The sequence below is a fragment of the Marinomonas rhizomae genome, from assembly GCF_003315485.1.
Classification (GTDB): domain Bacteria; phylum Pseudomonadota; class Gammaproteobacteria; order Pseudomonadales; family Marinomonadaceae; genus Marinomonas; species Marinomonas rhizomae.
This window is the reverse complement of record NZ_QNSE01000008.1, coordinates 148,941-172,287: the sequence shown is the minus strand read 5'-3', so window position 1 is coordinate 172,287 and position 23,347 is coordinate 148,941. Positions and strand designations below refer to the sequence as shown.

The following is a 23,347-nucleotide window of genomic DNA, read 5'->3' as shown; positions in this document are numbered from 1 at the left end:
TTGAATAAATAACGTTAGGCCATGCAAGCGATAAGGGCTACTTCATTGAATAAAGCTAGGGACTTAAAATGTCCTGCATAAAAAGGCTAAGTCTAGAAGAGGTCTGGAAAGTCCAAAAAGGCATGAAGCACTGTGTTTATATGTGCCGGTCTTGATTACTCGTTGCACTTGCATCTAAAGCTTAAGGGCAACTCGAGTAACATATTCTGGCAGCAAGCCAGTAAAGATAGACACCTTATAAAACTTCAATAAACCATTTGGGCTGCATGTCTTCAAAGTCAGTTCGAATATTCGCAGGCAAATAACTCGCAGAATCTAGAACAAAAGCTTTGCCATCAACGCGCTTAAACACCACCCAATGCCAGAAGCTTTTACCTTCTTCTTGATGATGTTTAATGGCAAGCAAAGCTAAGTCCGGCAAATCACTCCATGATGAGAACGAAATCTCTTCTGTCAATGTTTTCAAGCCAGCAGCAGATAACATTTGTCTTACATACTGAGTATCCGACCAAAGAGATTTATCATCCGCATAAATTCCCATCGCATTGGCTGAAGCTTTCATTTGTACATAGGTTTTACCCAAAATATTCGCCACAGAAGCGATACCACACCCTGTGGTTTCTTCTTGTATTACAGGTTCAAACACATTCCCCTCCGATAATTTAGCAACCTTATTTTCAATCAGTGCCTTAAAGTCATTAAAAGTTTCTTGACTAAACACATGAATACCATGCTGCGCCAGCAATGCAGCAGCGACTCCTTGTCCTTTTTTTTAATACCACCAAACGAGCCATCATAAATCGTTGCACTCCCACAAGATGGACTAGACTCAGTCAGCATGGCAAAGCGAATATTGTTTGTTTGGCAAGCTTGCAAAGCCAAATAAGCACCATTTATAAATGCTTCGGAAACATCCACGCCATCGTTACCTATAACTCTAGAGCCACCCGACAATACATCCGATCCAGCGCCAGCATCAATCTCAGCTGGCGGCCTAGGTGTCGACAACCCTCCAGCCACTTCGGGGCAAAAAGACATCAGCTCAAAATGCTCTGCCAACCAACCAAAATCGTCCCGACTCATTGGGAGGTCACTACCGTTATAACGTACTTTACAACCCATTAGACAAGAGCTGACTAACAATTTTTCCATAAGCACTCTTTAAAAAAACAGATAAAATCTAATGGTACTTTTGCTGACAAAAAACCGCTCAGTGAGAAGCGGTTTTATAAAACATAACCGTTAAAATAAACACAAATGCGCGATTACAGTGTTTTCAATGCTGCAGTTAGCGCGGCCATTTCTTCATCAGTACCGATAGTAATACGTAGATAGTTACCAATACGTGGTTTGTTACTACCAAAGAAACGAACGAGAATCCCCTGCTCTTTTAGAGCCAAGTAAATTTTCTCAGCATCCTTACCTGGGTGTGTCACGAAGACAAAATTTGTTGCTGATGGAATAATGTTGAACCCTAATGATTCTAGATCTTTGACTGATTGCTCTCGAGTGGCAATGGTTTTATCACAAATCTCTTTTAGATACGCTTCATCTTCCACCGCTGCTGTCGCGCCTGCTAAAGCAATGCGATCGATTGGGTAGGAGTTGAAAGAATTCTTCAAGCGCTCCAAACCTTCAATCAAATCTGGGTGACCCAATGCGTAGCCGACACGAATCCCAGCCAAAGCACGGGATTTAGACAAGGTTTGCACAACCAACAAATTTGGGTATTGGTTAATCAAAGATACTGCGCTTTGTGCGCCGAAGTCCACATAGGCTTCATCAACTAACACCATCACATCTGGGTTGGCTTTTAGAATTGCCTCAATTTCGCTCAAAGGCAAGGCTTTACCCGTTGGAGCATTCGGGTTGGTTATGACAACACCTGACACATCTAGGTTTTCATAATCCGCAGGAATGATGTCGAAATCATCACTAAGCGGGACCAACTTTGGTTCGATGCTGTATAAGCCAGCGTACACTTTATAAAAGCTATAAGTAATATCGGCAAATGCCAATGGTTTACCACCAGCAAAGTAGCCCATGAAAGCCAAAGCCAAGACTTCGTCCGAGCCATTTCCAACAAATACCTGGTTCACGTTCAGCTGATAACTCTTTGCCAGAGCCTCTTTAAGCGTCTCACAATTTGGGTCAGGGTAAAGACGTAAACGCTCACTGACTTCAAGCTCCATAGCTTCTAGGGCTTTAGGTGATGGCGAGTATGGGCTTTCGTTAGTATTTAGCTTGATGTACTTTTTGTCTTGCGGTTGCTCGCCTGGCACATAAGGGTCAAGAGAAGCGATTTTATCTGTCCAAAAACGACTCATGGGATGCTCCGTTGTACGTCATCAAAAATAAAGTATGGAAACAAAATAAGGCCTCTAATGAGGCCTTATAAATACATTACAAATTGTCAGTCACCGTCCGGCCTAGGATCAGTCCTGAGGCTTCATATGAGGGAACAACAAGACATCACGGATAGATGGCGCATCAGTGAACAACATCACCAAACGGTCGATACCGATACCTTCACCAGCCGTTGGTGGTAGGCCATACTCTAACGCATTGATGTAGTCTGCATCGTAATGCATAGCTTCATCATCACCGGCGTCTTTTTCAGCCACTTGGCGCTGGAAACGTTCTGCTTGGTCTTCTGGATCGTTAAGCTCCGAGAAACCATTAGCAATTTCACGACCACCCACAAAGAATTCAAAACGGTCTGTAATGAAATCATTGTCATCATTACGACGCGCAAGTGGCGACACTTCTGCTGGATATTCCGTAATGAACGTCGGTTGATCCAGTTTATGCTCTGCGGTTTCTTCGAAAATTTCTGTCCAAAGTTTACCCAAGCCCCAAATTGGTTTCACGTCGATTTTTAGTTTCTTCGCAACTGCCGTCGCGCTTTCAACTGTTTCTAGGTCTGCGGCTGTTAATTCTGGGTTGTAGTACAGAATCGAGTCCAACATGCTCATGCGAACAAACGGCGCGCCAAAGTCATATTCAGAACCTTGATAAGTTACTGTCGTTGTGCCCAGAACTTTCTCAGCCACTTCACGCAACATAGCTTCTGTTAGATCCATTAGATCTTTATAGTCTGCGTACGCTTGATAGAATTCGATCATGGTAAATTCTGGATTGTGACGAGTCGATGTACCTTCATTACGGAAGTTACGGTTAATCTCGAATACACGCTCAAAACCACCGACAACCAAACGCTTCAAGTAAAGCTCAGGGGCGATACGCAAGTACATGCTCATATCCATCGCATTGTGATGCGTCACGAAAGGACGCGCCGTTGCACCGCCAGGAATCGTTTGTAGCATTGGTGTTTCTACTTCCATGAAGCGTCGATCTTCTAAAAAACGACGAATCGTAGAAATGATTTTTGAACGCATTTGGAAAGTCGCACGAGACTCTTCGTTCACAATCAAATCAACATAACGCTGACGGTAACGCATTTCCATATCAGACAAACCATGATGTTTGTCTGGCAATGGACGTAGTGATTTGGTTAACAACTGAGCCTCTTGCATGTCGATATACAAGTCGCCTTTGCCAGATTTGTGCACAGGACCAGAAACACCGATAATATCGCCCAAATCCCACGTTTTTTGATCCGCCAATAACTCAGGGCTTAAAGCTTTACGATTTACGTAAGCTTGGATTTGGCCTGTCATGTCTTGTAGCAACATGAAAGCGCCACGGTTACGTACGATACGACCCGCAATACTAACTTTATGACCTTTCTCTTCTAGCTCAGCTTTTTCTAGCTCACCGAATTCTGCTTGAAGGTCCGCAGCATAAGCGTCTGGGCGAAATGTATTTGGATAGGCATTTCGCTCTTCGCGAATTGCCGACAATTTACCGCGACGTTCTGCAACTAAGCGATTGTCGTCAGATTGCGCTGTGGATTCTGTGTTATTTTCGTTAGCCATGATTTGCTATCTACTCTTTTTAAAATATTCTAAATAAGGAACGGCGCTTTACAGGCCTTGTTTTAAACTTGCAATAATAAACTGGTCCAAGTTGCCATCTAACACAGCACCAGTATTAGAAGTTTCCACTCCTGTACGTAAGTCCTTAATACGCGATGCATCCAATACATAAGAGCGAATCTGACTGCCCCAACCAATATCGGATTTGCTATCTTCCACAGCTTGCGCCGCTTCTGTACGTTTCAGCATCTCAAACTCGTACAATTTGGCACGCAATTGTTTCATCGCAAAGTCACGGTTAGCGTGCTGAGAACGCTGGTTCTGACATTGCACCACGATGCCCGAAGGAACGTGGGTAATACGTACCGCAGAGTCTGTTGTGTTTACGTGCTGACCACCGGCACCGGATGAACGGTAAGTATCAGTACGTATATCTGCAGGGTTAATCTCAATCTCAACGTTATCGTCGATCTCAGGCGAAACAAAAACAGAAGCAAACGAGGTATGACGACGGTTGCCAGAGTCAAAGGGTGACTTACGAACTAGACGATGTACGCCCGTTTCTGTACGCAACCAACCAAAAGCATATTCGCCTTCGAAACGAATAGTCGCGGATTTGATCCCCGCCACATCGCCTGCAGACACTTCCATTAGTTCAACTTTAAAGCCTTTGTCTTCACCCCAGCGCAAATACATGCGCAATAGAATGTTGGCCCAATCTTGGGCTTCTGTGCCACCTGAACCAGATTGTATATCCAAGAAAGCACTATTTTCATCCATCTCTTTTGAAAACATACGACGGAACTCTAGCTTGGCCAATAAGGCTTCTAGTTCTTCTAGCTCTAGCTCAACCGCTTCAACAGAATCTTCATCGTTTTCTTCTACGGCGATATCCAACAGCTCTTTGGAATCATTAAGACCAGACTCCATGCTGTCTAAAGTTTCGACAACGGCTTCGAGCGCAGCACGCTCTTTACCAAGTTTTTGGGCGTAATCTGGATCGTTCCAAATAGCAGGGTCTTCCAGTTCACGGTTCACTTCCTCTAAGCGTTCTTTCTTTGACTCATAGTCAAAGATACCCCCGAAGGGTTAAAGCACGGGCTGAGAGGTCTTTTATCTTTGAAAGTATCGGGTTTATTTCCATATTGGCGTCAATTTGCTATAAACAGTGTGGATAAATGTGATTCGGAATTGTAACGAATTTAGTCGCAGCATAAAATGCCATTCGCTACCCAATGATGGAAAAACAGACCATTTTTTGTGGGCCTTGCTATCAAATGGAGTCAATATGGATAAGCCAACCGTTTCAGTCGCTATACTGGGACAAAATTATAAGATAAATTGCCCTAAAGGGCATGAAGCAGATTTGAAAGAAGCTGCGGAGTATTTGAACAATCAAATGAGTGAAATCAAAGCCAGTGGAAAAATCGTTGGTCTTGAAAAAATCGCCGTACTTGCGGCATTGAATATTACTCACGATATGCTTAATAATCGAAAATACGCCCGTTCAAACGAGCAACAGTTACGAGAACTGACCTCGCAGCTCGATGCCGCTTTAGCTCATGAAACAAAGTTGGTTAACGAATAAACATCCATGGTTTATTTCTTGATCTACTTTTTTGATTGCAAGCGTAGAACACGAATTTTCTTCATACAACGCAGAAAACGATTTGTGCTATTGAGTGATTTCTACAGTGAGTTACTTTATACTGGAGTTCGTTTCCTGGGTTGTTCGAAGCGGCTTAACGCCCTTGAGCCTATGAGTAATACCCCGGAAAGAGCCTGCTGGTTTGGTGTGCATGTCCGTGCGTCGGAAAGCCTAAAGAGTCACAGCTCTTTCCACCTTGAACCACTGGGTTCAAGGCCAATAGCCGAAACGGCAACCTGGGAAACTCTTTTATGACCTCACATTTCGATCCTAGACAGACACTTCGTCGCCAACTGCGCCAAGCCAGAAGAAATCTGCCTGTTACTGAGCAGCTAGATGCCGCCTCAGCTCTAGTTTCTAACTATATAGAACTACTGGAACGTCTTACCATCCCCCCTACTAAACGCGTAGCTCTATATCTTAGCAATGATGGTGAAATATCACCTCACTTGTTATGCGAATTATTTTGGCAACAAAACATCGAAACTTATCTTCCTGTTGTGCAAGGCAAAAAACTAATATTTGCGCGCTATAGTGTAGAAACTACCTGGCAAGAAAATATCTTTGGCATTAAGGAACCCATAACTGCGGAGTATTTAGCTGGCAATGAACTGGATATTGTCCTCTTACCCTTGGTTGGATTCGACTCTAAAGGCGGACGCCTTGGTATGGGTGGCGGTTTTTACGATAGAACCTTTGAAGATAAAAGAGCAGATCAAACTCCATTACTAATCGGATTGGCACATGACTGCCAAGAAGTAAAAAAACTCCCTATTGAAGGTTGGGATGTGCCATTACAAGGCATCCTAAGCCCTCAACAAATCATCATTGTTTAATCACAAGCTTAATAGACAAAACTATACCCTATCGAGAAAAACACACCGGAATCTCCCTTGTCATTTTCTGGCGCATAGGCGACATCGAGATCCAAGCGGCGAGAAAAAGTTGCGCCTGCTGTATAATAGGTCAGTCCATCTTCTACCATATTTTTACGCACTCCAGCTCGCAAACCCATGGAAAAAAAGTTATTACTGAAATAAGAAACGGATACCGCACCCCATTGATATTTGTCACCTAAAGGGTCTTTAATTGAATTAGCATCAAATGAACCTGCAATCGAAAAATTCTGATCCTTACTTTTCAATGCCGCACTCAAATTCAGCTGAGCTTTCATTTTGTAGGTTTCATTCAATGATAGTTTTCCATCAGCAGCAAAAGCATGACTTGCGCTACAAGCAGATAAGTCAGCACCAGTTAACCCCACACAACTGCTTATTGTTTTATAATCAAACTCAGGCTCATTCACATTGGATAAGGTTGCCCCCAACTGCAAATAACGAGCAACAATAATGGCACCTAAATCCAAAGAAATACCGTCAGACTGGGACTCTCGACTTAAGAAAAAGTCACCATAAGAAACACTCGACTCACCATCGTCATTTAATACCGTTAGCTTTTGATCCATTGCTAACTTATGCAGGTTTACTCGCCCACCAAGAATAAGTGCACTTCCTTCGCTGCGTGAGTACATCTCACTGTAACCAATACTGAACTTGTAATTTGATACTCGCTTTAAATAGAGGGAAGTATCCGTTTCCAACTCAATTCCGTCTAAATCAGCATTCTGTAAATCATTTGCGTCTGTAATACTGCGCAACGCGCTCAAGCCAGCCAAAGACAAGTCATCCGACAAGATCTGAGCGCGCCCGACTAAAGAGGCACTTGCGTCAATCATAAACACTCCCCGGCGGCGAGTTTTATAGATGATGGGCATAAAAGGCCCTTGCACCGTGGTAGCAAATTTTAAATACGTTGTGTCTGCAATACTGGCAATATTGTCACTTACCCTTGCTAGGTTATTGTCTATTGCATCAAGTGCAGCATTTACTTCCTGGACGATATAAGCATTAGCCGCGGCTTCTTTATCTGCTGTACTACCTGACGTATTGTTATAGACATTGGTTGCTTCTGTTTCAATCGCATCTAAGTCAAGATCTGCTAAAAAATCGGTATCAATGCTACTTTCTAGATCGTCCACCTTGTCATTGATAGTCCCTACACCACCACCTTCCACACCAATTCCGATTGGCCCAAGAAAGCCTACCCGAAAGCCTTGTAAATTGGCCATAAGATAAGAAGCTGCAGGGTTTCCCATAGCCGTAGACAAGGCATGGCGATTACCATAACTCCCTAATACCGTACTGGAGCCAATCGGTTGATAAGTATACATAGCCGCTGTAACCGATGAGCTAACAAGGTACAAACAGGCAATGGCAAAATACTTTTTCATGATGAAGCGGAATCCCTAAATAACTCTGTAAACAATGGGTAATAAAAAAGCCGATAACATGAATGTTATCGGCTTTTTTTAGTAAATCTTTACACTTTAAAATGCAGTATCGTAACCTAAAGCAAAATACACACTACGAGGCATTTCATCACCATCTTCATCTTCCACTGTGTCCAAAGCGACAGCAATGTCTAAATTTAGACGTTTTAGAATAGTCAAACCAAAACTACCGTAACTTAACTCAGTACCTGCCATGTTTTGGCGGTAACCAACACGAAGTCCTGGTAAGAAATGTGAATCACCATAGTAAGAAATAGAAGCGGCAGCCCATTGATATTCATCACCCACAGCATCTTTTACAGCATTAGTGTCATAAGACATACCCAAAGTAACTTGCTTACCAGATGTAGAAACAGCCGCATCGATGGTAGTTTGCATTTCCATTATATACTTCTGACCTGAGGTCACTTTACCGTTTGCAATTAAATTACTAGCAGCAGTACAACTCCGGCTTGTGCAGCTAGTATCCAAAGCCACACCATCAAATTCTGGCTCATTAATATTCGCTAGAGTGACACCTAACTGATAATTGTTAGACATCCAAATGGCACCAAGATCAATACCAACATTGGATGTTTCTATCGCATCATCATCAACAGCATTTGAAATGGCATCATCAGCATCATCAGAATCATCATCCAAAGCCACTAGCGCATGCCCCATAGAAATGTTGTGCATGGTGGCTTTAACACCACCCACCAACATACCGTGGGAGTTTTCCCACATAGCTTGGCTGTAACCTAACCCGATAGCGAGATCCACCGCTGTTCTCGCTTGAAAGGACGTATCATTATCATCAATGGTCGACCCTGTATTAGAGATTTCGTCAGTTATAACATTAGCTTTAGCAACAGAAGATATGCTTGCATCCAACATAAAGGCACCATTGTTATCTGTTTTATAGATAACCGGCATTAAAGGCACTTGAAGAGCTACAGAGGTCTTTACATAGGCCGTATTACCTATACCGTTCAGGATTTCATTTGCTTTATCAACACCTGTTTGAGCTGCTGCAGGTGTGCTATAACTCGCATCTAATATATCTTCAATTTCCTCTACTCGATCGCCCAAGTCACTAACGTCACCCATTTCAATGCCAATACTTAGTGGGCCTAGGATACCAAAACGAAAATTATCGTCATCTTGTTCATTTACCATCAAAAACGGTGCGGCAGGGTTCCCCAACGCCGTAGCCAAAGCGCGTTGATTAGGAGAGCTACTCAAGGTAAAACTGGAGCCAATCGGTTGGTTAACTGGCATGGCCGCCATGACTGCGGTACTTAGTAAGCTGCTTGAAACAAGTAAGAGTTTTTTCATGATGCTATCCTTTTGCGAATTAAAACTGGCACTACGATAAATATAATTTATTTCAATATTATAAAGTATAAACTCAATACTTACACTTTTCCTACATAAAGTGGACAAATTAAAGAGAAACAACCCTAAATTTAAACAATAAGACACTCGCATCAACTTATAAAAACCATCATTTCCTTCAAAACCCACTTTTTTTAGAGAATCTAAAAGCGTGAACCGTGAAATTGAGCAAAAAAAAAGCATAAAAAAACGGCAAGCCATAGTAAGACTTGCCGTTTACATTAAACTTTTAAAATAAAGAGGCTAAATGCTGTCTAAAGACAGCTGATAGCGAAGCTTTTCCAAATCTTCCGGCGTATCTACACCATGAGTCGGTAAGCCATCAGCTAACGCCACTTGCACTATAATACCTTGATGCAAGAAACGTAATTGCTCAAGTTTTTCCCAACGCTCTAGTGGCGACATAGGTAAATCTGCGTATCTTGCTAGTAAGCTGGCTCGGTAAACATACAGACCAATGTGACGAAGAGCAGGAAAGCCCACTGGCAATAGGCCTGTTCTCTCGGGATTACTAGCAAAGCCATCTCTGTCCCAAGGCATAGGTGAGCGACTGAAATACAGTGCGCGCTGTCTTTCATCACAAACTACTTTCACCACATTTGGATTAAAAAAGTCTTCAACCTGATCAATTGTACAGGCAACCGTTGCCATTTCTGCTTCTTTGTCTTGATTTAATGCAATGACACTCGAATGTATCAAGTTAACCGGCAAAAAAGGTTCGTCCCCCTGAACATTGACGACAATTTCCCCCCCCTTCCAACCCATTTTTTCAGCTACTTCGGCAAGACGCTCTGTACCATTTTCATGGTCATCGCGAGTCATCACCACTGAAGCACCAAAACCTATAGCCGCTTTTTCTATGAGTTGATGGTCTGTAGCAATCGTTACAGATTTTGCGCCAGCATTTAGTGACAGCTCATAAACCCACTGCAATACTGGCTTACCACCCAAATCAGCCATCAGTTTTTGCGGAAAACGTTGAGAAGCGTAGCGAGCAGGAATCACTATGTGAAACTCAGGTAAGGTTTGAATAGTCATTATTTTTCAAACTCCGGCTTTTGAGCCAATTCATAGGCTTGTTCCAAAGACATTCTAGACGCTAACACCATATCGGCGACCTCTCTTGCTACGCCTTCACCGGCCGCTTTACTAAGTATAATTGGACAATGACGTTGCAATAAAATATGCGCATCGGCGGGACACAAAGCAACTCCAACCTTAGGCATCACCTGAAGGTCAATAACATCATCGCCTACATATGCCGCTTCTTCTGGTTCTATTCCCAAACGCCCAATCAACTCTCCAAAGGCTTCGGCTTTGTTATGACAACCAGGGTAAAAATGCTCTACTTTTAGCTCTTTCATCCGCTGCCTTAATGGTGCAGAGTCTTTCGCAGTGATTACAGCAACTTGAACGTCCCACTTTGGCAGCAACTTCATTGCCACACCATCTTTCACGTTGAAACGCTTTATCGTTTCGCCCTGTTCGGTATAAAGTAAACGTCCATCAGTCAGTACACCATCCACGTCAAACACCACCAGTTTCAAGGATTGCAGCTTAGCTAGCAAAGCGGTATCTGCTTCGACGTCAGGGTAAGAAGAAAAAAAAGCTTCATCCATTTATTACACACTCGTATCCAATACTTCGAATGTTTTAACCAACTCATCAAGCTGTTTCATTTGCTTTAAGAATGGCGCTAATTTACCCAAAGGCAAAGCACAAGGACCATCACATTTTGCGTTATCAGGATCTGGGTGAGTTTCCAAAAATAAGCTAGATAAACCAAGAGACATCCCAGCACGAGCCAATTCCGTTACTTGCGCACGACGACCATCAGCAGAATCTTCACGACCACCAGGACGCTGCAATGAATGAGTAACATCAAACATTACTGGGTAGCCCATTTTTTTCATTTCACCAAAGCCAAGCATATCCACCACCAAATTGTTATAACCCATCATGGTGCCACGCTCACAGAGCATTAAATTATCATTACCTGCCTCTTTGCACTTCGTAAGAATATGCTTCATTTCGTGAGGTGCTAAGAATTGTGCTTTTTTAATATTAATCACGGCACCAGTTTTCGCCATCGCCACAACTAGGTCCGTTTGGCGAGATAAAAAAGCGGGCAACTGAATTACATCAGCCACTTCTGCAACTGGCGCACATTGATACTCTTCATGCACATCGGTAATGACTGGTACACCAAAGGTGTCTTTAATCTCTTGTAGGATTTTCAACCCTTCTTCCATGCCCGGGCCACGAAAAGAATTGATAGACGAACGATTCGCCTTATCAAAAGAACCTTTAAAGACATAAGGAATACCCAGCGCTTCCGTTACTTTTACATGCTCTTCTGCAACACGCATGGCCAAGTCGCGAGACTCTAATACATTCACACCACTGAACAATACAAAAGGAAGGTGGTTAGCTACTTCAAGCTTGTTACCAATTTTAATAATCTTTGATTCTTGAGCTGACTGCGTCATGAGAACTCCATTTTGATCTAGGTTTGCTCACTTTAAACAAATCTAAAGCGGCGTAAAATTTGTTGAACCGTTTTTTTATCGATCGTAAATTTCTAAAATACCGGATAAGTTGTTCGCATCGTCCACCACAACCAACAAGGTGATTTTATCGCGCAACATTTGTTCTTCCGCTTGCACTATCATCACATTTTCATTGATAGTTTTTGGGTTAGGGGTCATCAAGCTAACCATTGTTTTATTTATCATACCTTCGCTTTCTTTTAGCATGGCACGACGTAAGTCGCCATCGGTAAAAATCCCCTGCAACTTACCAGCTTCTTGAATTAATATGACGCCCATTCTGCCGCGCGTCATAACAGAAATAGCATCTTTCAATGTGGTATCTGGCGTACACACAGGAAGGTTATCCTTATGCATCAGATCTTTAACTCGCGTTAATAGTTTACGACCTAAGCTGCCCCCTGGGTGAAAACGGGCAAAATCTTGTGGCTGGAAGTTCCGACACTCCATCAAAGTCACAGCCAACGCATCCCCCATCGCGGTTGTCATAGTCGTCGACGTAGTTGGTGCTAAATTATTTGGGCAGGTTTCTTTATCAATAGAAAGGTCGAGTACACAATCACAATGCTTCGCCAAAGTAGAGTTAATATTTCCTACCATAGCAATACTTGGGTTTCCGAAACTTTTTAAAGAAGGCAATAAGCGCATCAGCTCTTCTGTTTCGCCTGAAAAACTGATCAACACCAAGACATCTTCAGGCTGAATCATACCTAAATCGCCATGGAAAGCTTCACCAGGATGAAGAAAGAAGCTTGGCGTACCGGTTGAAGCAAATGTAGCCGCAATTTTTTTACCGATTAAACCAGACTTTCCCATACCGCAAATAATCGTACGGCCCTTACTGGCAAGAATCAGCCGAACGGCTTTGGAGAATTCTTCGGTTACTTGGTTTGCTAAATTGGCTAATGCTTGAGCTTGTGTAGATAAAGTACGTCGAGCGCTTTCAATCAGGATATCGGAGTGGGGACTCGAATCGGTATGCAAATTAATTGGATCGCTCATAAAGCCTCGCTGCTCAATGTAATAATCGTAAAATGAGATCATTATACAGAGGAGAAAGCTGATCGCCTACCAAAGAGCAAGCTTTAATCGCTTACTCTTTGGTAGGTCTGGGGAAATTAACCTAAACAGCTAAGAAATTGACCACTCAAACTGTCTAAGAATGAAAAATAGGCATTGGTTCCCATCTTCACTTTGCTACCCAATGGATCTAGAGGTGCGGTTTTTACATCAGAACCTTCCAGCAAAGTTTTCACTATCGCGGGACTAAATTGCGGCTCACTAAATACACACTGCACATTGTGTTCTTCAATTTCATGACGAATCTCTGCGACTTTTTTCGCACCAGGCTTACGCTCTGGGCTAACCGTAATTTCACCTACATGATTTAGCCCATAGTGCTGCTCAAAATAGCTGTAACCATCATGGAACACTATATAAGGAACTTTATTCACTTTGTTTAGAGCTTTGCGAATTTCTGCGTCTTTCGCATTAAGTCCTTTTTCAAACGAAGCCAAGTTGGCTTTATAGTACTTAGTATTTGCAGAATCCAATGACACTAAACGTGCTGTCACGGCCTTTGCCAAAACTCTCGCGTTATCTGGCGATAGCCATACATGCGGATCAACCCCATCATGGTGATGCCCTTCATGCCCTTCATGCCCTTCATGATCGTGATCATCATGCTCTTCATGATCGTGATCATCATGTCCTTCATGATCGTGATCGTCATGCTCTTCCTCTGCTTCGTCTTCACCGTGATGGTGCTCTTCAGCAAAATTATGTAAAGCCATACCATCTAAAGCCAGCCATTCAATAGATGACTTTTCTTTATCTGCATTCTCAAGTGGCTTTTCTAAGAATCGCTCTAGTGATTCACCGACCCAAACGACGGTATCTGCCTTGAGGATTTTCTTTAGATCAGAAGGACGCATAGCAAAATCATGAGGGGATGCCGTACTGGATACAATCTGTTGTATCTCAGCTTTATCCCCTGCGATCGCCGCAACGATCATAGAAACAGGTTTAATACTGGTCGCAATCACAGGCTTCGCCAGAGCTAAAGGCGATAAGGCTGAAACACCTAAGGCTAAAAGAAGTTTATTCATTATTTAATACCACTGAATTGATGTTATAACGTAACAGTACGATATAAAAAAAAGAGATTCAAGAGTTTAACTTAAATCTCCTTTTTTATACTCCAAAACATTCGACTCAATCTAGCTGCAAATCACTCATGGCTGCGGGTCGAACCATCAACCCCGCACGCTGCCCTACAGGAAGCTTAATATTAGGAAATACTATCGCATCCCCAGTTTGCTTAATGTAGTAATCGCCTTTATCCGAATGAGCAATGCGATAGCCGGCTTCCAGTGCCGTAAAGTTTTTTGCATCACTGGCAATACTGAGCTCGTAACTATCATCGTCTTTCACCAAACTATCTAAGACACGAAATATGCACAAGGTCGCCAAAGAAGACTGGGCTAAACGGCCTTGCTCTAGCAGTAAAGTCAAACTGTCTCCAAAATCAGCGAAACGCGACAAATCATTCTCGCCAAACCGATATACTTTCCCAAGCTCTACCGTAAAAGCATGAGCATCATGTACTGCATAGCTATAATAAGAAAAAGTCGTTGTTGGTTGATGCGACAATAAAACCGCATCAATACCACTGGCTGCTAAAAATGCTAATTGTTCTTTGTTATAAACACCATTTTTAACATAAGGATACACGGCGAATTTTTCGTAAACAGAACCCCGAATAGCGGTATGTAAATCATAATGTAGCTTGATTTGATCCGTTTTATGTTCCGTAATGGAATAGAAATCACAAATGGCTTGCTCTAGGCGCTGTGCTCTCTTGGCTTCAAAACCGTCATACTCTTGCCAAGCACCATTAAACAAGCGATTCAAATTCACATCACAAAAACGTTTTGCTAAATTAGCGGCAACGGGGTTACCTATCAAAACCAACAGCCGAATATTTAATGAAATCGCCCCCTTTAAAATGGCAGTGACCAATTGATTTACTAACTCAATTGGTCCTGTCTCATTTCCGTGAATACCAACGGACAACACGAGGTGAGTCGCGCTAGATTGTGTAGGCTCAAGGCGTAAAATCCCTGCATCCTCAACATAGCCGACACCACCTGGAAAAGAAAATTGAAAAGGCGCAATGCCATCTTGGTTTGCCAGCGTTAAGGCTAAAAAATCATTGTTCAAAATGGTCATCTTTACTACTAACCTTCCCTATCAATTTCATCGCAGAATACAATTTAAAAGTAAGGGTTCATGATACCGCTTTCCGTCAAATAATAAGACAAATAGCACTCAGCAGTAGATATTACACAAAAACAGGTCGCTTTTGCGACACCTTGCGTTTTCTAATGAACCTATTATCTTGAGCAACCTACTATTCTTTAATGAGCGAGAAGGCTTTTCTTTCAAGACAAATGCCGATACCCTTTTGCCTTCTACCAGATTCACTTTTAAATTGAGTATTTTATGCCCGAAAATGACGAAGTCATTATCTTAGTCGATGAAAACAACAAGATAATTGGCGATGTGCCACGACGCTTAATGAATTTTGGCAGAGACTATCATCGTGTCACTTATATTTTGGTATTTAACACAGCTGGAAACTTACTCATTCAAAAAAGAACCGACGATAAAGCGTTTTGCCCGGGTTTTTACGGCATAACAACGGGTGGCGTGGTTGAAAAAGGTGAATCTTATATCGACTCAGCACACAGGGAGCTACAAGAAGAGCTAGGATTTGATGCTCCACTTGAAAGCCAAGGCGTGTTTTTTACCGAAGGGGACGGCTTTAAAATCTGGGGTAAAATTTATACCTGCCACTATGATTCCGCAATACAGGGTGAACTCACCTTGCAACCAAAAGAGGTCGCTTCTGTCCACGAGATGAGCATCGACAGCATACTCAGTAACGCTGACAACATGCTATTTACACCAGATTCGTTAAGCGCGTTACAACATTACGCTGGCAAACTCACTCAACCTCAACATGATGATCCGATTTAATTCGTTTTGGTTACTAACCTTTTTTATTTCCTCATTCACCTTGAGTGAGGAGCGCTGGCAAAACGATACTTATATCCAAGACAGTTTTGTTAAAATCGCCCTAGAACGAGAATACAAAGAGACCAAGCACCCTAAATTAATTCGCTGGACTAAACCTATCAAACTGTTTTTCGAAAGCGACAGTGGTGATGCCAACCTACAAAAAGAATTGCTCAGCGTCCATGCCCAGCACCTTGCCTATATCACAGGACTATCAATCGACTTTACTAACGACCCTAAACAAGCCAATATTTTTGTTATTTTCACCACTTACGATAATATCGAAAACAAAGTCAGACAATACATTGGCGACCCAGAAAAAATTCGTACAGCACTAAACGAGGCGATTTGTTTAGGTAATTTTAGTCGTAATGGAAAATACGAAATAACCAAGGGAAGTATTATTATTCCTGTCGATTATGCACGCAGAAAAGCACGTTTTTTAGATTGCATTGTTGAAGAGATTACGCAATTACTAGGGCTACCAAATGACTCTAACGATGTTTTTCCATCTGTGTTTAACGATGTCAGTGTAGACACCTACCTTAGCCCTCTAGATTATCTACTACTTAAAGCACTCTATTCCTCTCACCTCAAACCAGGTATGAATGTTACGCAAACTAAAGCAGCCTTTCCTAAAGTATTAGCTGAGCTTCACACTAGTAAAGACATAGAAAATGCGGCCCGCCGGGTGCAAAAATACAGTTTGAAAACTTACCTAGGCGACTGATTTTTCTCGTAAATAGGCATAAACAAACCCTGCCATAGATCAATATAATTAGCCTTTTCAATCACCAAGCCATAAATTGTGCTTATTCACTCTGCTTTTCCTGTCCAACTTAGGTAAAATGCGCCAACTGAAAATTTATATCGGAGAGTCCTAATGTTCCCAGAGCTCAAAAATGACCGCTTCTTGCGCGCATTACTCAAACAACCTGTCGATACAACACCTGTATGGATGATGAGACAAGCTGGACGCTATTTACCAGAATACCGTGCCAGCCGCGCCACAGCCGGAGACTTTTTGAGCCTTTGCAAGAACGATGCCTTTGCTTGCGAAGTAACTCTTCAGCCACTAAAGCGCTATGACTTAGATGCGGCCATTTTGTTCTCTGACATATTGACTATCCCTGATGCAATGGGGCTAGGTTTGTATTTTGAAACGGGCGAAGGTCCTAAGTTCAGACACACTATTCGTAACAAAGCTGATGTGGATGCCATCCCGGTAACCACGGCGAATGACTTAGGTTACGTAATGAAAGCTGTGACTACCATCCGCCACGCCTTGAATGGCGAGGTTCCGCTAATAGGCTTTTCTGGTAGCCCGTGGACACTAGCAACGTATATGGTGGAAGGAGGATCTAGCAAAGACTTTCGCCATATCAAAGCCATGATGTACCGCTCGCCAGAAACTCTACACGCTTTATTAGACAAACTGGCTAAATCTGTTACAGCGTATTTAAACGGCCAAATTTTAGCTGGAGCGCAAGCACTGCAAATTTTTGACACTTGGGGCGGCGTGTTAAGTGGCCCTATGTATCAACAGTTCTCTTTGCTTTACATGAAACAAATTCTAGACGGCCTAATTCGTGAACACGAAGGCAAAAAAATCCCTGTCATTATGTTCACCAAAAATGGCGGTCAGTGGTTGGAAAACATGGCGGCAACAGGACCTGATGCACTTGGTTTAGATTGGACCACCGATATTGCAGAAGCTCGTGCTCGCGTTGGAGACAAAGTGGCACTACAGGGTAATATTGATCCTTGTGTTCTTTATGCAGACAAAGATGTCATTGAACGCGAAGTAGAAAACGTCTTATCTGGCTTCGGTGCAGGCAGCGGCCACGTATTTAACTTAGGTCATGGCATTCACCAGTTTGTAAATCCAGATCATCCGAAATACTTAATCGATGCGGTTCATGAATTGGGGCGAAAGTACCACGAACCTAAATATGATGACTTAGATGAATTAAATGGTCTGTAAGGTAAAATGAACCATTAAAAATAGAATCATCTCACCAAGACCTTTGCCCAAATCGCCAGCAAAGGTCTTTGAATACTTACTTAACCAACGCCTCAAAACCCTTTAAACACAAAGTTTCAGCACTCTCAATTTGTTTTTTCCAAATACCAGCTGATGCCATAACCAAGCAGTCGAAAGCCTCATTTACATAACAACAAACGTGATCTATGCCGCGCCAGTCCAACCAAGACAAACGGCCAAGTAAGCAACCATTAGAAAGTGGGATCAACACAAGCCTTAGCTGCAAATTACTCGCTACTCCTTTAGCTTGATAACAGGCCACACTTTGAGGAGAAGACACACTAGATAATTGCACTCCATCTCGATCAGACAACAAAGCAGCCATATCAGTAAAAAAAGACTCTGCCCCTGATGTAAAGTGCTCGCTTGATGTTATTTCTTTCATTTCAGACACTCCATTTCTATGAAGATATATTCACTAAATGTAGATCATAACCGCCGAGCCTGTAGCGACTTTTACAATAGAGTGGTATTTTTAGACTAAATAATGCTTTGAAATCTTTACACATGCTGCAAGTGCAGTATCCGTGCAAGGGTTTCTTAATTTGTATGGAGAAAAGAAATGAAACTAATTACGGCCATTGTTAAGCCCTTTAAACTTGATGAAGTGCGAGAAGCACTTTCAGAAATTGGCATTAACGGCATTACCGTCACAGAAGTGAAAGGTTTTGGGCGCCAACGAGGCCATACAGAACTTTATCGTGGGGCTGAATATGTTGTCGATTTTCTACCAAAAGTAAAATTAGAGCTTGCAGTAGAAACAGACCAAGTTGAGCGTGCAATTGAAGCCATCCAACACAGTGCGAACACAGGTAAAATTGGCGACGGAAAGATATTCGTAACCGCACTAGAACAAATCATCCGTATTCGTACCGGTGAAACAGGCGCAGAAGCGATCTAAGCTAAACGCCACCTAATTTAGGTATTTAACGCTATAAAATAAAAAAGAGGCCGAGGCCTCTTTTTTATTTTAGCACTGCTTAACTACTTATCCTTTGTCAGGAACCTTGATAGATAAAGTTCCCAAGTAACGATTTTGCCGCAATTCGATTTGACGAAAAATAGCAATAATTACGATACTAATCACCAAGTAGATAGCACCAGCCGCCAAAAAGATCTCCATTGGCGTATAGGTTCTTGCAATGATGGTTCGTGACATGCCCGTTAAATCCAAAATGGTAATGGTACTTGCTAACGCACTGCCTTTTAGCATTAAGATAATCTCATTACCATAAGCTGGTAGCACAATACCAAAAGCACGTGGCAACAAGATACGTCGATACATCTGGAACTTCGTCATACCAACCACCTTACAGGCTTCCACTTCACCCTGCGGAATCGCCTGAATCGCGCCACGAAAGATTTCAGCGGTATAAGCTGAGGTATTCAGCGTAAAGGCAATAATGGCACACCAGAACGGCTCTCTCAATATTGGCCACAGAACGCTTTCTCGAACTACATCAAATTGTGATGCGCCGTAATACACCAAAAAAATCTGCACCAACAAGGGGGTTCCACGAAAGAAAAAGATATAAGCGAAAGGCACCGCTCGAACCCATGCTACCGGTGAAATCCTTGCTAAAGCAATCGGTAAAGCAAAAACGCCACCCAATACAATAGAAACAATTACTAACTGAAGACTAACCCAAGCTCCTTCGAGCAAACGAGGAAAATATTCAACAACAACCGAAAAATCCATACATTATCCCCTAGTCAAACCACGGCTCGCTCGTTTTTCCATATAGGAAACAAACGCCATAGAGATAATGGTTAAAGCCAAATACATAAATGCCGCGACCAAATAAAATAAGAAAGCTTGCTTGGTACTACTTACAGCAATATTTGCCTTGCGCATGATGTCATCTAGCCCCACCACAGATACCAAAGCGGTATCTTTTAGCAAAACCAGAAATAAATTCCCTAACCCAGGCAGTGCAATTCGCCATACCTGCGGCAAAATAATACGGTAGAACTTTCGAATAGGCCCCATCCCTAAAGCGATTGCCGCTTCATGCTGCCCTTTCGGAATAGATTGTAAAGCACCACGGAACACTTCTGTCGCATAAGCACCAAACGTTAGACCAAGTGCGGTAACACCCGCAGCAAATGCGCCAACTTCAATATATTCGTCGTAACCAAATAAACCGGCTATCGCCATCAAAACACTGGTGGCACCAAAATAAATGATAAGTACAGTGAGCAATTCAGGAATACCACGAATAATAGTGGTGTAACCATTAGCGATCCATCGAATAACTGCGATAGAGGACAATTTAGCAGAAGCGCCCAATAATCCCAGAATCAAACCAACAAACAGCGAAGCCAGCGCTAGCTCTAAGGTAACAACAGCACCTTGCAGCAGCTGATCACCGAATCCATGAAGATCAATCATAGTTTTTTCTCAGAGTAAGCTTAAAGTAGGTTTCTCGGCACAATAGCGCCGAGAAACTCTAAGAAATATCTACACTTAGTAGATAGAGAACGGGAAGTATTTAGCATTGATTTTCTGGTAAGTACCATCCGCTAAAATAGCATCTAGAGCTTTGTTCAATTTCGCTTTCAGCTTGTCATCGCCCTTACGAATAGCAATCGCAATGTTATCTGTTTTCATGAAAGCATCGCCTTTAAATTCAAACTTAGAACCACTTTCTGATGTTTTCAACCAGTTATACGTTGGCAATTCATCAGATAAAACGATATCCAAACGACCAGAAACTAGATCCAAATAAACATTGTCTTGGTTATCATAAAACTTCAAGTTGGCTTTATCTGCGAAATTATCTTCAAGATACTGCGCACCTAGAGTCGCACGCTGTGCTCCAATGGTTTTTCCATCAAGCTTAGCTAGATCAAACTTTTCACCAACACGGCCCATGAAACGCAAACCACCTGAGTAATATTTATTGGTGAAATCAACAACTTTCAAGCGATCTTCTGTAATAGACATAGACGCAATGATCGCATCAAATTTGCGTACTTTAAGTCCAGGAATCAAACCATCCCAGTCTTGGGTACCAATTTCGCAATCTGCTTCCATTTTCGCACACAAAGCACGGGCGATATCTACATCAAAACCTTGTGGCTTACCTGCAGAATCAATAAAGTTAAATGGCGCCCAAGCCCCTTCCGTTACGAAACGAACTTTATCGGCCGCTTGCACAGAAACCGCTGAAAATGCCGCCGTTAATAACAGTGCTGACCCCAAAACCATTTTTTTCAATTTCATTGTAATCCCCTTAGTATATTTGTTTATTTAATCATTTTTACTTTTAATAATTATTACTTGAATAACTAGATATCACCTAAAAAACACTAGACAAAAACGCTTTACAACGTTCTGATTTGGGCGCACCAAACACCTGATCAGGCGTGCCTTTTTCTTCAACCACACCTTGATGCAAAAACACCACTTCACTGGACACTTCGCGAGCAAAATTCATTTCATGTGTCACGATAAGCATAGTACGCCCTTCTTCTGCCAAATTACGCATAACTGTCAGCACTTCACCTACAAGTTCAGGATCTAATGCCGAAGTCGGCTCATCAAACAAAATGACTTGTGGGTCCATTGCCAATGTTCTGGCAATCGCAACACGTTGCTGTTGACCACCAGATAATTGATTAGGATACATGTCCTTTTTCTCTGCGATACCCACCTTACGTAGCAAATGCTCAGCGTATTCAGCCACTTCATGCTTAGGACGCTTTAAAACATGAAGTGGTCCTTCCATCACATTCTGCAAAATAGTCATATGCGGCCATAAATTAAAGCTTTGAAAAACAAAACCAATCTGCTGACGCATTTGCGTAAGTTGCTTCATGTTGTTGGCGACTAAATCAGATTCACCTTGAATCAAATCAAGCTTATTACCATTAAAAAGAATATCGCCTCGGGTGGGATTCTCAAGCAGGTTAACACAACGCAAAAACGTACTTTTGCCTGAGCCACTAGAACCAAGAATGGAAATGACGTCACCATCGTAGGCTTTTAGGGAAATCCCCTTTAACACCTCAATATCACCAAACGTTTTGTGGATATCAACGAGCTCTAACGCCGGGACTTTCGACATGTTTTATACCTTCTTTTATTTTATAAGCTTATTATTTTTACCGTAATAACAACGTAACACCTAATTGACACCTAACCGATCAAATAACCAGCTTAGTCAATCAAACAGAATACAAGAATCACGCCAAGAAAAATGTAACCCATATTTTAAGTTACTTTTTCCAAAGCCGCCTCTTTTTCTTGTCCGTTTGGACAGGGGTAGCGCTTTTATTATGAATTTTATTACGTTCTTCTCTTGGAGTAACGCCAAAAAAGCCTTTGTAGGTTGTACTAAAATGAGGCGCGGATCCAAACCCGCACTCTACACCAACCTCAGTAATCGCTTTATCCGTTTGGATAATCAATTGCTTAGCATGTTGTAAACGTAATTCGAGATAGTAACGTGATGGCACAATATCTAAATTACCTTTAAACAACCTTTCTAGGTGTCGTCTAGAAACACCTACATGATAAGCAATATCATCTGACGACAATGGCTCCTGGATATTTGCCTCCATTAATTGGACAGCCTCAACAAGCTTAGGTTGACCTGTACCTATACGAGCCTGAAGAGGTATTCTTTGCGGATCTTCATGTGTGCGAATCCGCTCACAAACAAATTGCTCTGAAATACTACTAGCGAGCGTCATGCCATGCTGTTTGCCAATTAGGAAAAGCATCATATCCATCGCCGCTGTGCCACCACTGCAAGTATAACGATCTCTATCAACTTCAAAAAGATGATTAGAAACAATCGTCTGTAAAAATTCATCACGCAAGTTAGCCAAACTACGCCAATGAATCGTTGCACGATAACCATCTAACAGGCCAGCTTTTGCCAACAAATAGCTTCCTGTACACACACCACCAAGCCCAACCTGTTTTTTTGCTTGTTTTTTTATCCAATTTTCTAAAGTTTGACTTTCGTTTTTTATCACAGGCGATGCACCACAGACAAAAATGGCGTCTAAATCACTTGGAGCATCACTTGTTAGATAATCTGAAACGGTTGTGACCCCCGTACTTGAAGGGATCTCTCTCTCTTCATGACTAATAGTGCAAAAAGAATAAAGCTCTTTTCCTGCCACCCAGTTCGCCATATGCAATGTTTCAATGGCGGAAGAAAAACCCAGCATAGAATAATGAGGCAAGAGCAAAAAACCGTACTTTTGCGGCTTTTTACTTGCCTGCATGATTTCTCTTGATGCGAATTCAGTCTTGTACAAAATATTATCCTGCGAACTATAGACAAAAAAGGAGTTTATTTCGTTTAAAATGGATAACAAAGGTTTTTTTCGTATTGAGCAAGACTT

General features: G+C 42.2%; 25 protein-coding genes and 1 other RNA gene. 7 read left to right on the top strand and 19 right to left on the bottom strand.

The features are described 5' to 3' along the window. Nucleotides 1-235 precede the first annotated feature (235 nt). The 5 genes from DFP80_RS11845 to prfB form a co-directional block, all read right to left on the bottom strand. A complete protein-coding gene (locus DFP80_RS11845; protein ID WP_113917104.1) occupies nt 236-646 on the bottom strand; it encodes a hypothetical protein in 411 nt (136 codons plus the stop codon). A 35-nt stretch (nt 647-681) separates the two neighbouring features. Further along, nucleotides 682-1,152, bottom strand: a complete 471-nt coding sequence (locus DFP80_RS11840) for a 2-thiouracil desulfurase family protein (protein ID WP_309472358.1) — start codon at nt 1,150-1,152, stop codon at nt 682-684. Nucleotides 1,153-1,265: 113 nt separating this feature from the next. Next, the gene (hisC, locus tag DFP80_RS11835; protein ID WP_113917005.1) at nt 1,266-2,327 is read right to left on the bottom strand and encodes a histidinol-phosphate transaminase; all 1,062 of its coding nucleotides are present in this window, start codon (nt 2,325-2,327) and stop codon (nt 1,266-1,268) included. 108 nt (nt 2,328-2,435) lie between these two features. Beyond that, nucleotides 2,436-3,938 (bottom strand): lysine--tRNA ligase, encoded by a 1,503-nt coding sequence (gene lysS / locus DFP80_RS11830; protein WP_113917004.1) that lies wholly within the window; start codon nt 3,936-3,938, stop codon nt 2,436-2,438. A gap of 48 nt (nt 3,939-3,986) precedes the next feature. After that, nucleotides 3,987-5,082 (bottom strand): peptide chain release factor 2 gene (prfB, locus tag DFP80_RS11825; RefSeq protein WP_113917003.1). Its coding sequence is split into 2 segments (ribosomal slippage): nt 3,987-5,009 and nt 5,011-5,082, totalling 1,095 coding nucleotides; the frame shifts between segments, so codons are not numbered across the junction. Between the two features lie 144 nt (nt 5,083-5,226). Here prfB and DFP80_RS11820 point away from each other — a divergent pair. From DFP80_RS11820 to DFP80_RS11810, 3 genes are all read left to right on the top strand, one after another. Further along, complete coding sequence (locus DFP80_RS11820) at nt 5,227-5,526, top strand: cell division protein ZapA (protein ID WP_113917002.1); 300 nt, start codon at nt 5,227-5,229, stop codon at nt 5,524-5,526. Nucleotides 5,527-5,655: 129 nt separating this feature from the next. Then, nucleotides 5,656-5,833, top strand: a non-coding RNA gene (ssrS, locus tag DFP80_RS11815) — 6S RNA. A 4-nt stretch (nt 5,834-5,837) separates the two neighbouring features. Then, entirely contained in the window at nt 5,838-6,422 is a 585-nt protein-coding gene (locus DFP80_RS11810; RefSeq protein ID WP_113917001.1) for a 5-formyltetrahydrofolate cyclo-ligase, read from the top strand. 8 nt (nt 6,423-6,430) lie between these two features. On the opposite strand, the gene traF (DFP80_RS11805) is transcribed toward DFP80_RS11810, so the two are convergent. From traF (DFP80_RS11805) to astE, 8 genes are all read right to left on the bottom strand, one after another. Further along, nucleotides 6,431-7,876 (bottom strand): conjugal transfer protein TraF, encoded by a 1,446-nt coding sequence (gene traF, locus DFP80_RS11805; RefSeq protein ID WP_113917000.1) that lies wholly within the window; start codon nt 7,874-7,876, stop codon nt 6,431-6,433. Between the two features lie 96 nt (nt 7,877-7,972). Continuing rightward, nucleotides 7,973-9,253 (bottom strand): conjugal transfer protein TraF, encoded by a 1,281-nt coding sequence (traF, locus tag DFP80_RS11800; RefSeq protein ID WP_158601349.1) that lies wholly within the window; start codon nt 9,251-9,253, stop codon nt 7,973-7,975. A gap of 303 nt (nt 9,254-9,556) precedes the next feature. Further along, nucleotides 9,557-10,351: a 3-deoxy-manno-octulosonate cytidylyltransferase gene (gene kdsB / locus DFP80_RS11795; RefSeq protein ID WP_113916998.1), complete on the bottom strand. Its 795-nt coding sequence runs from the start codon at nt 10,349-10,351 to the stop codon at nt 9,557-9,559. Beyond that, nucleotides 10,351-10,932 (bottom strand): KdsC family phosphatase, encoded by a 582-nt coding sequence (locus DFP80_RS11790; protein WP_113916997.1) that lies wholly within the window; start codon nt 10,930-10,932, stop codon nt 10,351-10,353. The genes kdsB and DFP80_RS11790 overlap by 1 nt, the downstream gene beginning before the upstream one ends. Nucleotides 10,933-10,935: 3 nt before the next feature. Beyond that, entirely contained in the window at nt 10,936-11,802 is an 867-nt protein-coding gene (gene kdsA, locus DFP80_RS11785) for a 3-deoxy-8-phosphooctulonate synthase (protein ID WP_113916996.1), read from the bottom strand. A gap of 75 nt (nt 11,803-11,877) precedes the next feature. Then, nucleotides 11,878-12,864, bottom strand: coding sequence for a KpsF/GutQ family sugar-phosphate isomerase (locus tag DFP80_RS11780; protein WP_206610579.1), 987 nt, complete (start codon nt 12,862-12,864; stop codon nt 11,878-11,880). A 116-nt stretch (nt 12,865-12,980) separates the two neighbouring features. Further along, nucleotides 12,981-13,970 carry a zinc ABC transporter substrate-binding protein ZnuA gene (gene znuA, locus DFP80_RS11775; protein WP_113916995.1) on the bottom strand — a complete coding sequence of 330 codons (990 nt, stop codon included), beginning with the start codon at nt 13,968-13,970 and terminating at the stop codon, nt 12,981-12,983. 106 nt (nt 13,971-14,076) lie between these two features. Continuing rightward, a complete protein-coding gene (astE, locus tag DFP80_RS11770) occupies nt 14,077-15,093 on the bottom strand; it encodes a succinylglutamate desuccinylase (protein WP_113916994.1) in 1,017 nt (338 codons plus the stop codon). A 273-nt stretch (nt 15,094-15,366) separates the two neighbouring features. On the opposite strand from astE, the gene DFP80_RS11765 reads away from it, so the two are divergent. The 3 genes from DFP80_RS11765 to hemE all read left to right on the top strand — a co-directional run bounded on the left by DFP80_RS11765 (nt 15,367) and on the right by hemE (nt 17,926). Next, nucleotides 15,367-15,903, top strand: coding sequence for an NUDIX hydrolase (locus DFP80_RS11765; RefSeq protein ID WP_113916993.1), 537 nt, complete (start codon nt 15,367-15,369; stop codon nt 15,901-15,903). After that, nucleotides 15,887-16,672, top strand: coding sequence for a DUF2927 domain-containing protein (locus DFP80_RS11760; protein WP_241560226.1), 786 nt, complete (start codon nt 15,887-15,889; stop codon nt 16,670-16,672). The genes DFP80_RS11765 and DFP80_RS11760 overlap by 17 nt, the downstream gene beginning before the upstream one ends. Before the next feature lie 153 nt (nt 16,673-16,825). Next, nucleotides 16,826-17,926, top strand: a complete 1,101-nt coding sequence (gene hemE, locus DFP80_RS11755) for a uroporphyrinogen decarboxylase (RefSeq protein ID WP_113916992.1) — start codon at nt 16,826-16,828, stop codon at nt 17,924-17,926. A gap of 76 nt (nt 17,927-18,002) precedes the next feature. Here hemE and DFP80_RS11750 read toward each other — a convergent pair whose 3' ends face one another. Continuing rightward, entirely contained in the window at nt 18,003-18,371 is a 369-nt protein-coding gene (locus DFP80_RS11750) for a hypothetical protein (RefSeq protein WP_113916991.1), read from the bottom strand. A gap of 177 nt (nt 18,372-18,548) precedes the next feature. Here DFP80_RS11750 and DFP80_RS11745 point away from each other — a divergent pair, with 177 nt between their 5' ends. After that, entirely contained in the window at nt 18,549-18,887 is a 339-nt protein-coding gene (locus DFP80_RS11745; protein WP_110577288.1) for a P-II family nitrogen regulator, read from the top strand. An 87-nt stretch (nt 18,888-18,974) separates the two neighbouring features. Here the strand turns inward: DFP80_RS11745 and DFP80_RS11740 are convergent, their stop codons facing one another. The 5 genes from DFP80_RS11740 to DFP80_RS11720 form a co-directional block, all read right to left on the bottom strand. Beyond that, nucleotides 18,975-19,685 carry an ABC transporter permease gene (locus tag DFP80_RS11740; RefSeq protein WP_113916990.1) on the bottom strand — a complete coding sequence of 237 codons (711 nt, stop codon included), beginning with the start codon at nt 19,683-19,685 and terminating at the stop codon, nt 18,975-18,977. Between the two features lie 3 nt (nt 19,686-19,688). Further along, complete coding sequence (locus DFP80_RS11735) at nt 19,689-20,378, bottom strand: ABC transporter permease (RefSeq protein WP_113916989.1); 690 nt, start codon at nt 20,376-20,378, stop codon at nt 19,689-19,691. Nucleotides 20,379-20,453: 75 nt separating this feature from the next. After that, a complete protein-coding gene (locus DFP80_RS11730) occupies nt 20,454-21,212 on the bottom strand; it encodes a transporter substrate-binding domain-containing protein (RefSeq protein ID WP_113916988.1) in 759 nt (252 codons plus the stop codon). Between the two features lie 76 nt (nt 21,213-21,288). Further along, the gene (locus tag DFP80_RS11725) at nt 21,289-22,056 is read right to left on the bottom strand and encodes an ABC transporter ATP-binding protein (protein ID WP_113916987.1); all 768 of its coding nucleotides are present in this window, start codon (nt 22,054-22,056) and stop codon (nt 21,289-21,291) included. A 151-nt stretch (nt 22,057-22,207) separates the two neighbouring features. Then, on the bottom strand, nt 22,208-23,227 hold the full coding sequence (locus tag DFP80_RS11720; RefSeq protein ID WP_113916986.1) for a GlxA family transcriptional regulator: 1,020 nt from the start codon (nt 23,225-23,227) through the stop codon (nt 22,208-22,210). Between the last annotated feature and the right edge of the window lie 120 nt (nt 23,228-23,347).

What these genes read in the sequence shown, in the direction of transcription:
- DFP80_RS11840 (WP_309472358.1), bottom strand. Translation starts at nt 1,152, where the DNA reads ATGGAAAAATTGTTAGTCAGCTCTTGTCTAATGGGTTGTAAAGTACGT.
- hisC (WP_113917005.1), bottom strand. Translation starts at nt 2,327, where the DNA reads ATGAGTCGTTTTTGGACAGATAAAATCGCTTCTCTTGACCCTTATGTG.
- lysS (WP_113917004.1), bottom strand. Translation starts at nt 3,938, where the DNA reads ATGGCTAACGAAAATAACACAGAATCCACAGCGCAATCTGACGACAAT.
- DFP80_RS11820 (WP_113917002.1), top strand. Translation starts at nt 5,227, where the DNA reads ATGGATAAGCCAACCGTTTCAGTCGCTATACTGGGACAAAATTATAAG.
- DFP80_RS11810 (WP_113917001.1), top strand. Translation starts at nt 5,838, where the DNA reads ATGACCTCACATTTCGATCCTAGACAGACACTTCGTCGCCAACTGCGC.
- traF (WP_113917000.1), bottom strand. Translation starts at nt 7,876, where the DNA reads ATGAAAAAGTATTTTGCCATTGCCTGTTTGTACCTTGTTAGCTCATCG.
- traF (WP_158601349.1), bottom strand. Translation starts at nt 9,253, where the DNA reads ATGAAAAAACTCTTACTTGTTTCAAGCAGCTTACTAAGTACCGCAGTC.
- kdsB (WP_113916998.1), bottom strand. Translation starts at nt 10,351, where the DNA reads ATGACTATTCAAACCTTACCTGAGTTTCACATAGTGATTCCTGCTCGC.
- DFP80_RS11790 (WP_113916997.1), bottom strand. Translation starts at nt 10,932, where the DNA reads ATGGATGAAGCTTTTTTTTCTTCTTACCCTGACGTCGAAGCAGATACC.
- kdsA (WP_113916996.1), bottom strand. Translation starts at nt 11,802, where the DNA reads ATGACGCAGTCAGCTCAAGAATCAAAGATTATTAAAATTGGTAACAAG.
- DFP80_RS11780 (WP_206610579.1), bottom strand. Translation starts at nt 12,864, where the DNA reads ATGAGCGATCCAATTAATTTGCATACCGATTCGAGTCCCCACTCCGAT.
- znuA (WP_113916995.1), bottom strand. Translation starts at nt 13,970, where the DNA reads ATGAATAAACTTCTTTTAGCCTTAGGTGTTTCAGCCTTATCGCCTTTA.
- astE (WP_113916994.1), bottom strand. Translation starts at nt 15,093, where the DNA reads ATGACCATTTTGAACAATGATTTTTTAGCCTTAACGCTGGCAAACCAA.
- DFP80_RS11765 (WP_113916993.1), top strand. Translation starts at nt 15,367, where the DNA reads ATGCCCGAAAATGACGAAGTCATTATCTTAGTCGATGAAAACAACAAG.
- DFP80_RS11760 (WP_241560226.1), top strand. Translation starts at nt 15,887, where the DNA reads ATGATGATCCGATTTAATTCGTTTTGGTTACTAACCTTTTTTATTTCC.
- hemE (WP_113916992.1), top strand. Translation starts at nt 16,826, where the DNA reads ATGTTCCCAGAGCTCAAAAATGACCGCTTCTTGCGCGCATTACTCAAA.
- DFP80_RS11750 (WP_113916991.1), bottom strand. Translation starts at nt 18,371, where the DNA reads ATGAAAGAAATAACATCAAGCGAGCACTTTACATCAGGGGCAGAGTCT.
- DFP80_RS11745 (WP_110577288.1), top strand. Translation starts at nt 18,549, where the DNA reads ATGAAACTAATTACGGCCATTGTTAAGCCCTTTAAACTTGATGAAGTG.
- DFP80_RS11740 (WP_113916990.1), bottom strand. Translation starts at nt 19,685, where the DNA reads ATGGATTTTTCGGTTGTTGTTGAATATTTTCCTCGTTTGCTCGAAGGA.
- DFP80_RS11735 (WP_113916989.1), bottom strand. Translation starts at nt 20,378, where the DNA reads ATGATTGATCTTCATGGATTCGGTGATCAGCTGCTGCAAGGTGCTGTT.
- DFP80_RS11730 (WP_113916988.1), bottom strand. Translation starts at nt 21,212, where the DNA reads ATGAAATTGAAAAAAATGGTTTTGGGGTCAGCACTGTTATTAACGGCG.
- DFP80_RS11725 (WP_113916987.1), bottom strand. Translation starts at nt 22,056, where the DNA reads ATGTCGAAAGTCCCGGCGTTAGAGCTCGTTGATATCCACAAAACGTTT.
- DFP80_RS11720 (WP_113916986.1), bottom strand. Translation starts at nt 23,227, where the DNA reads ATGCAGGCAAGTAAAAAGCCGCAAAAGTACGGTTTTTTGCTCTTGCCT.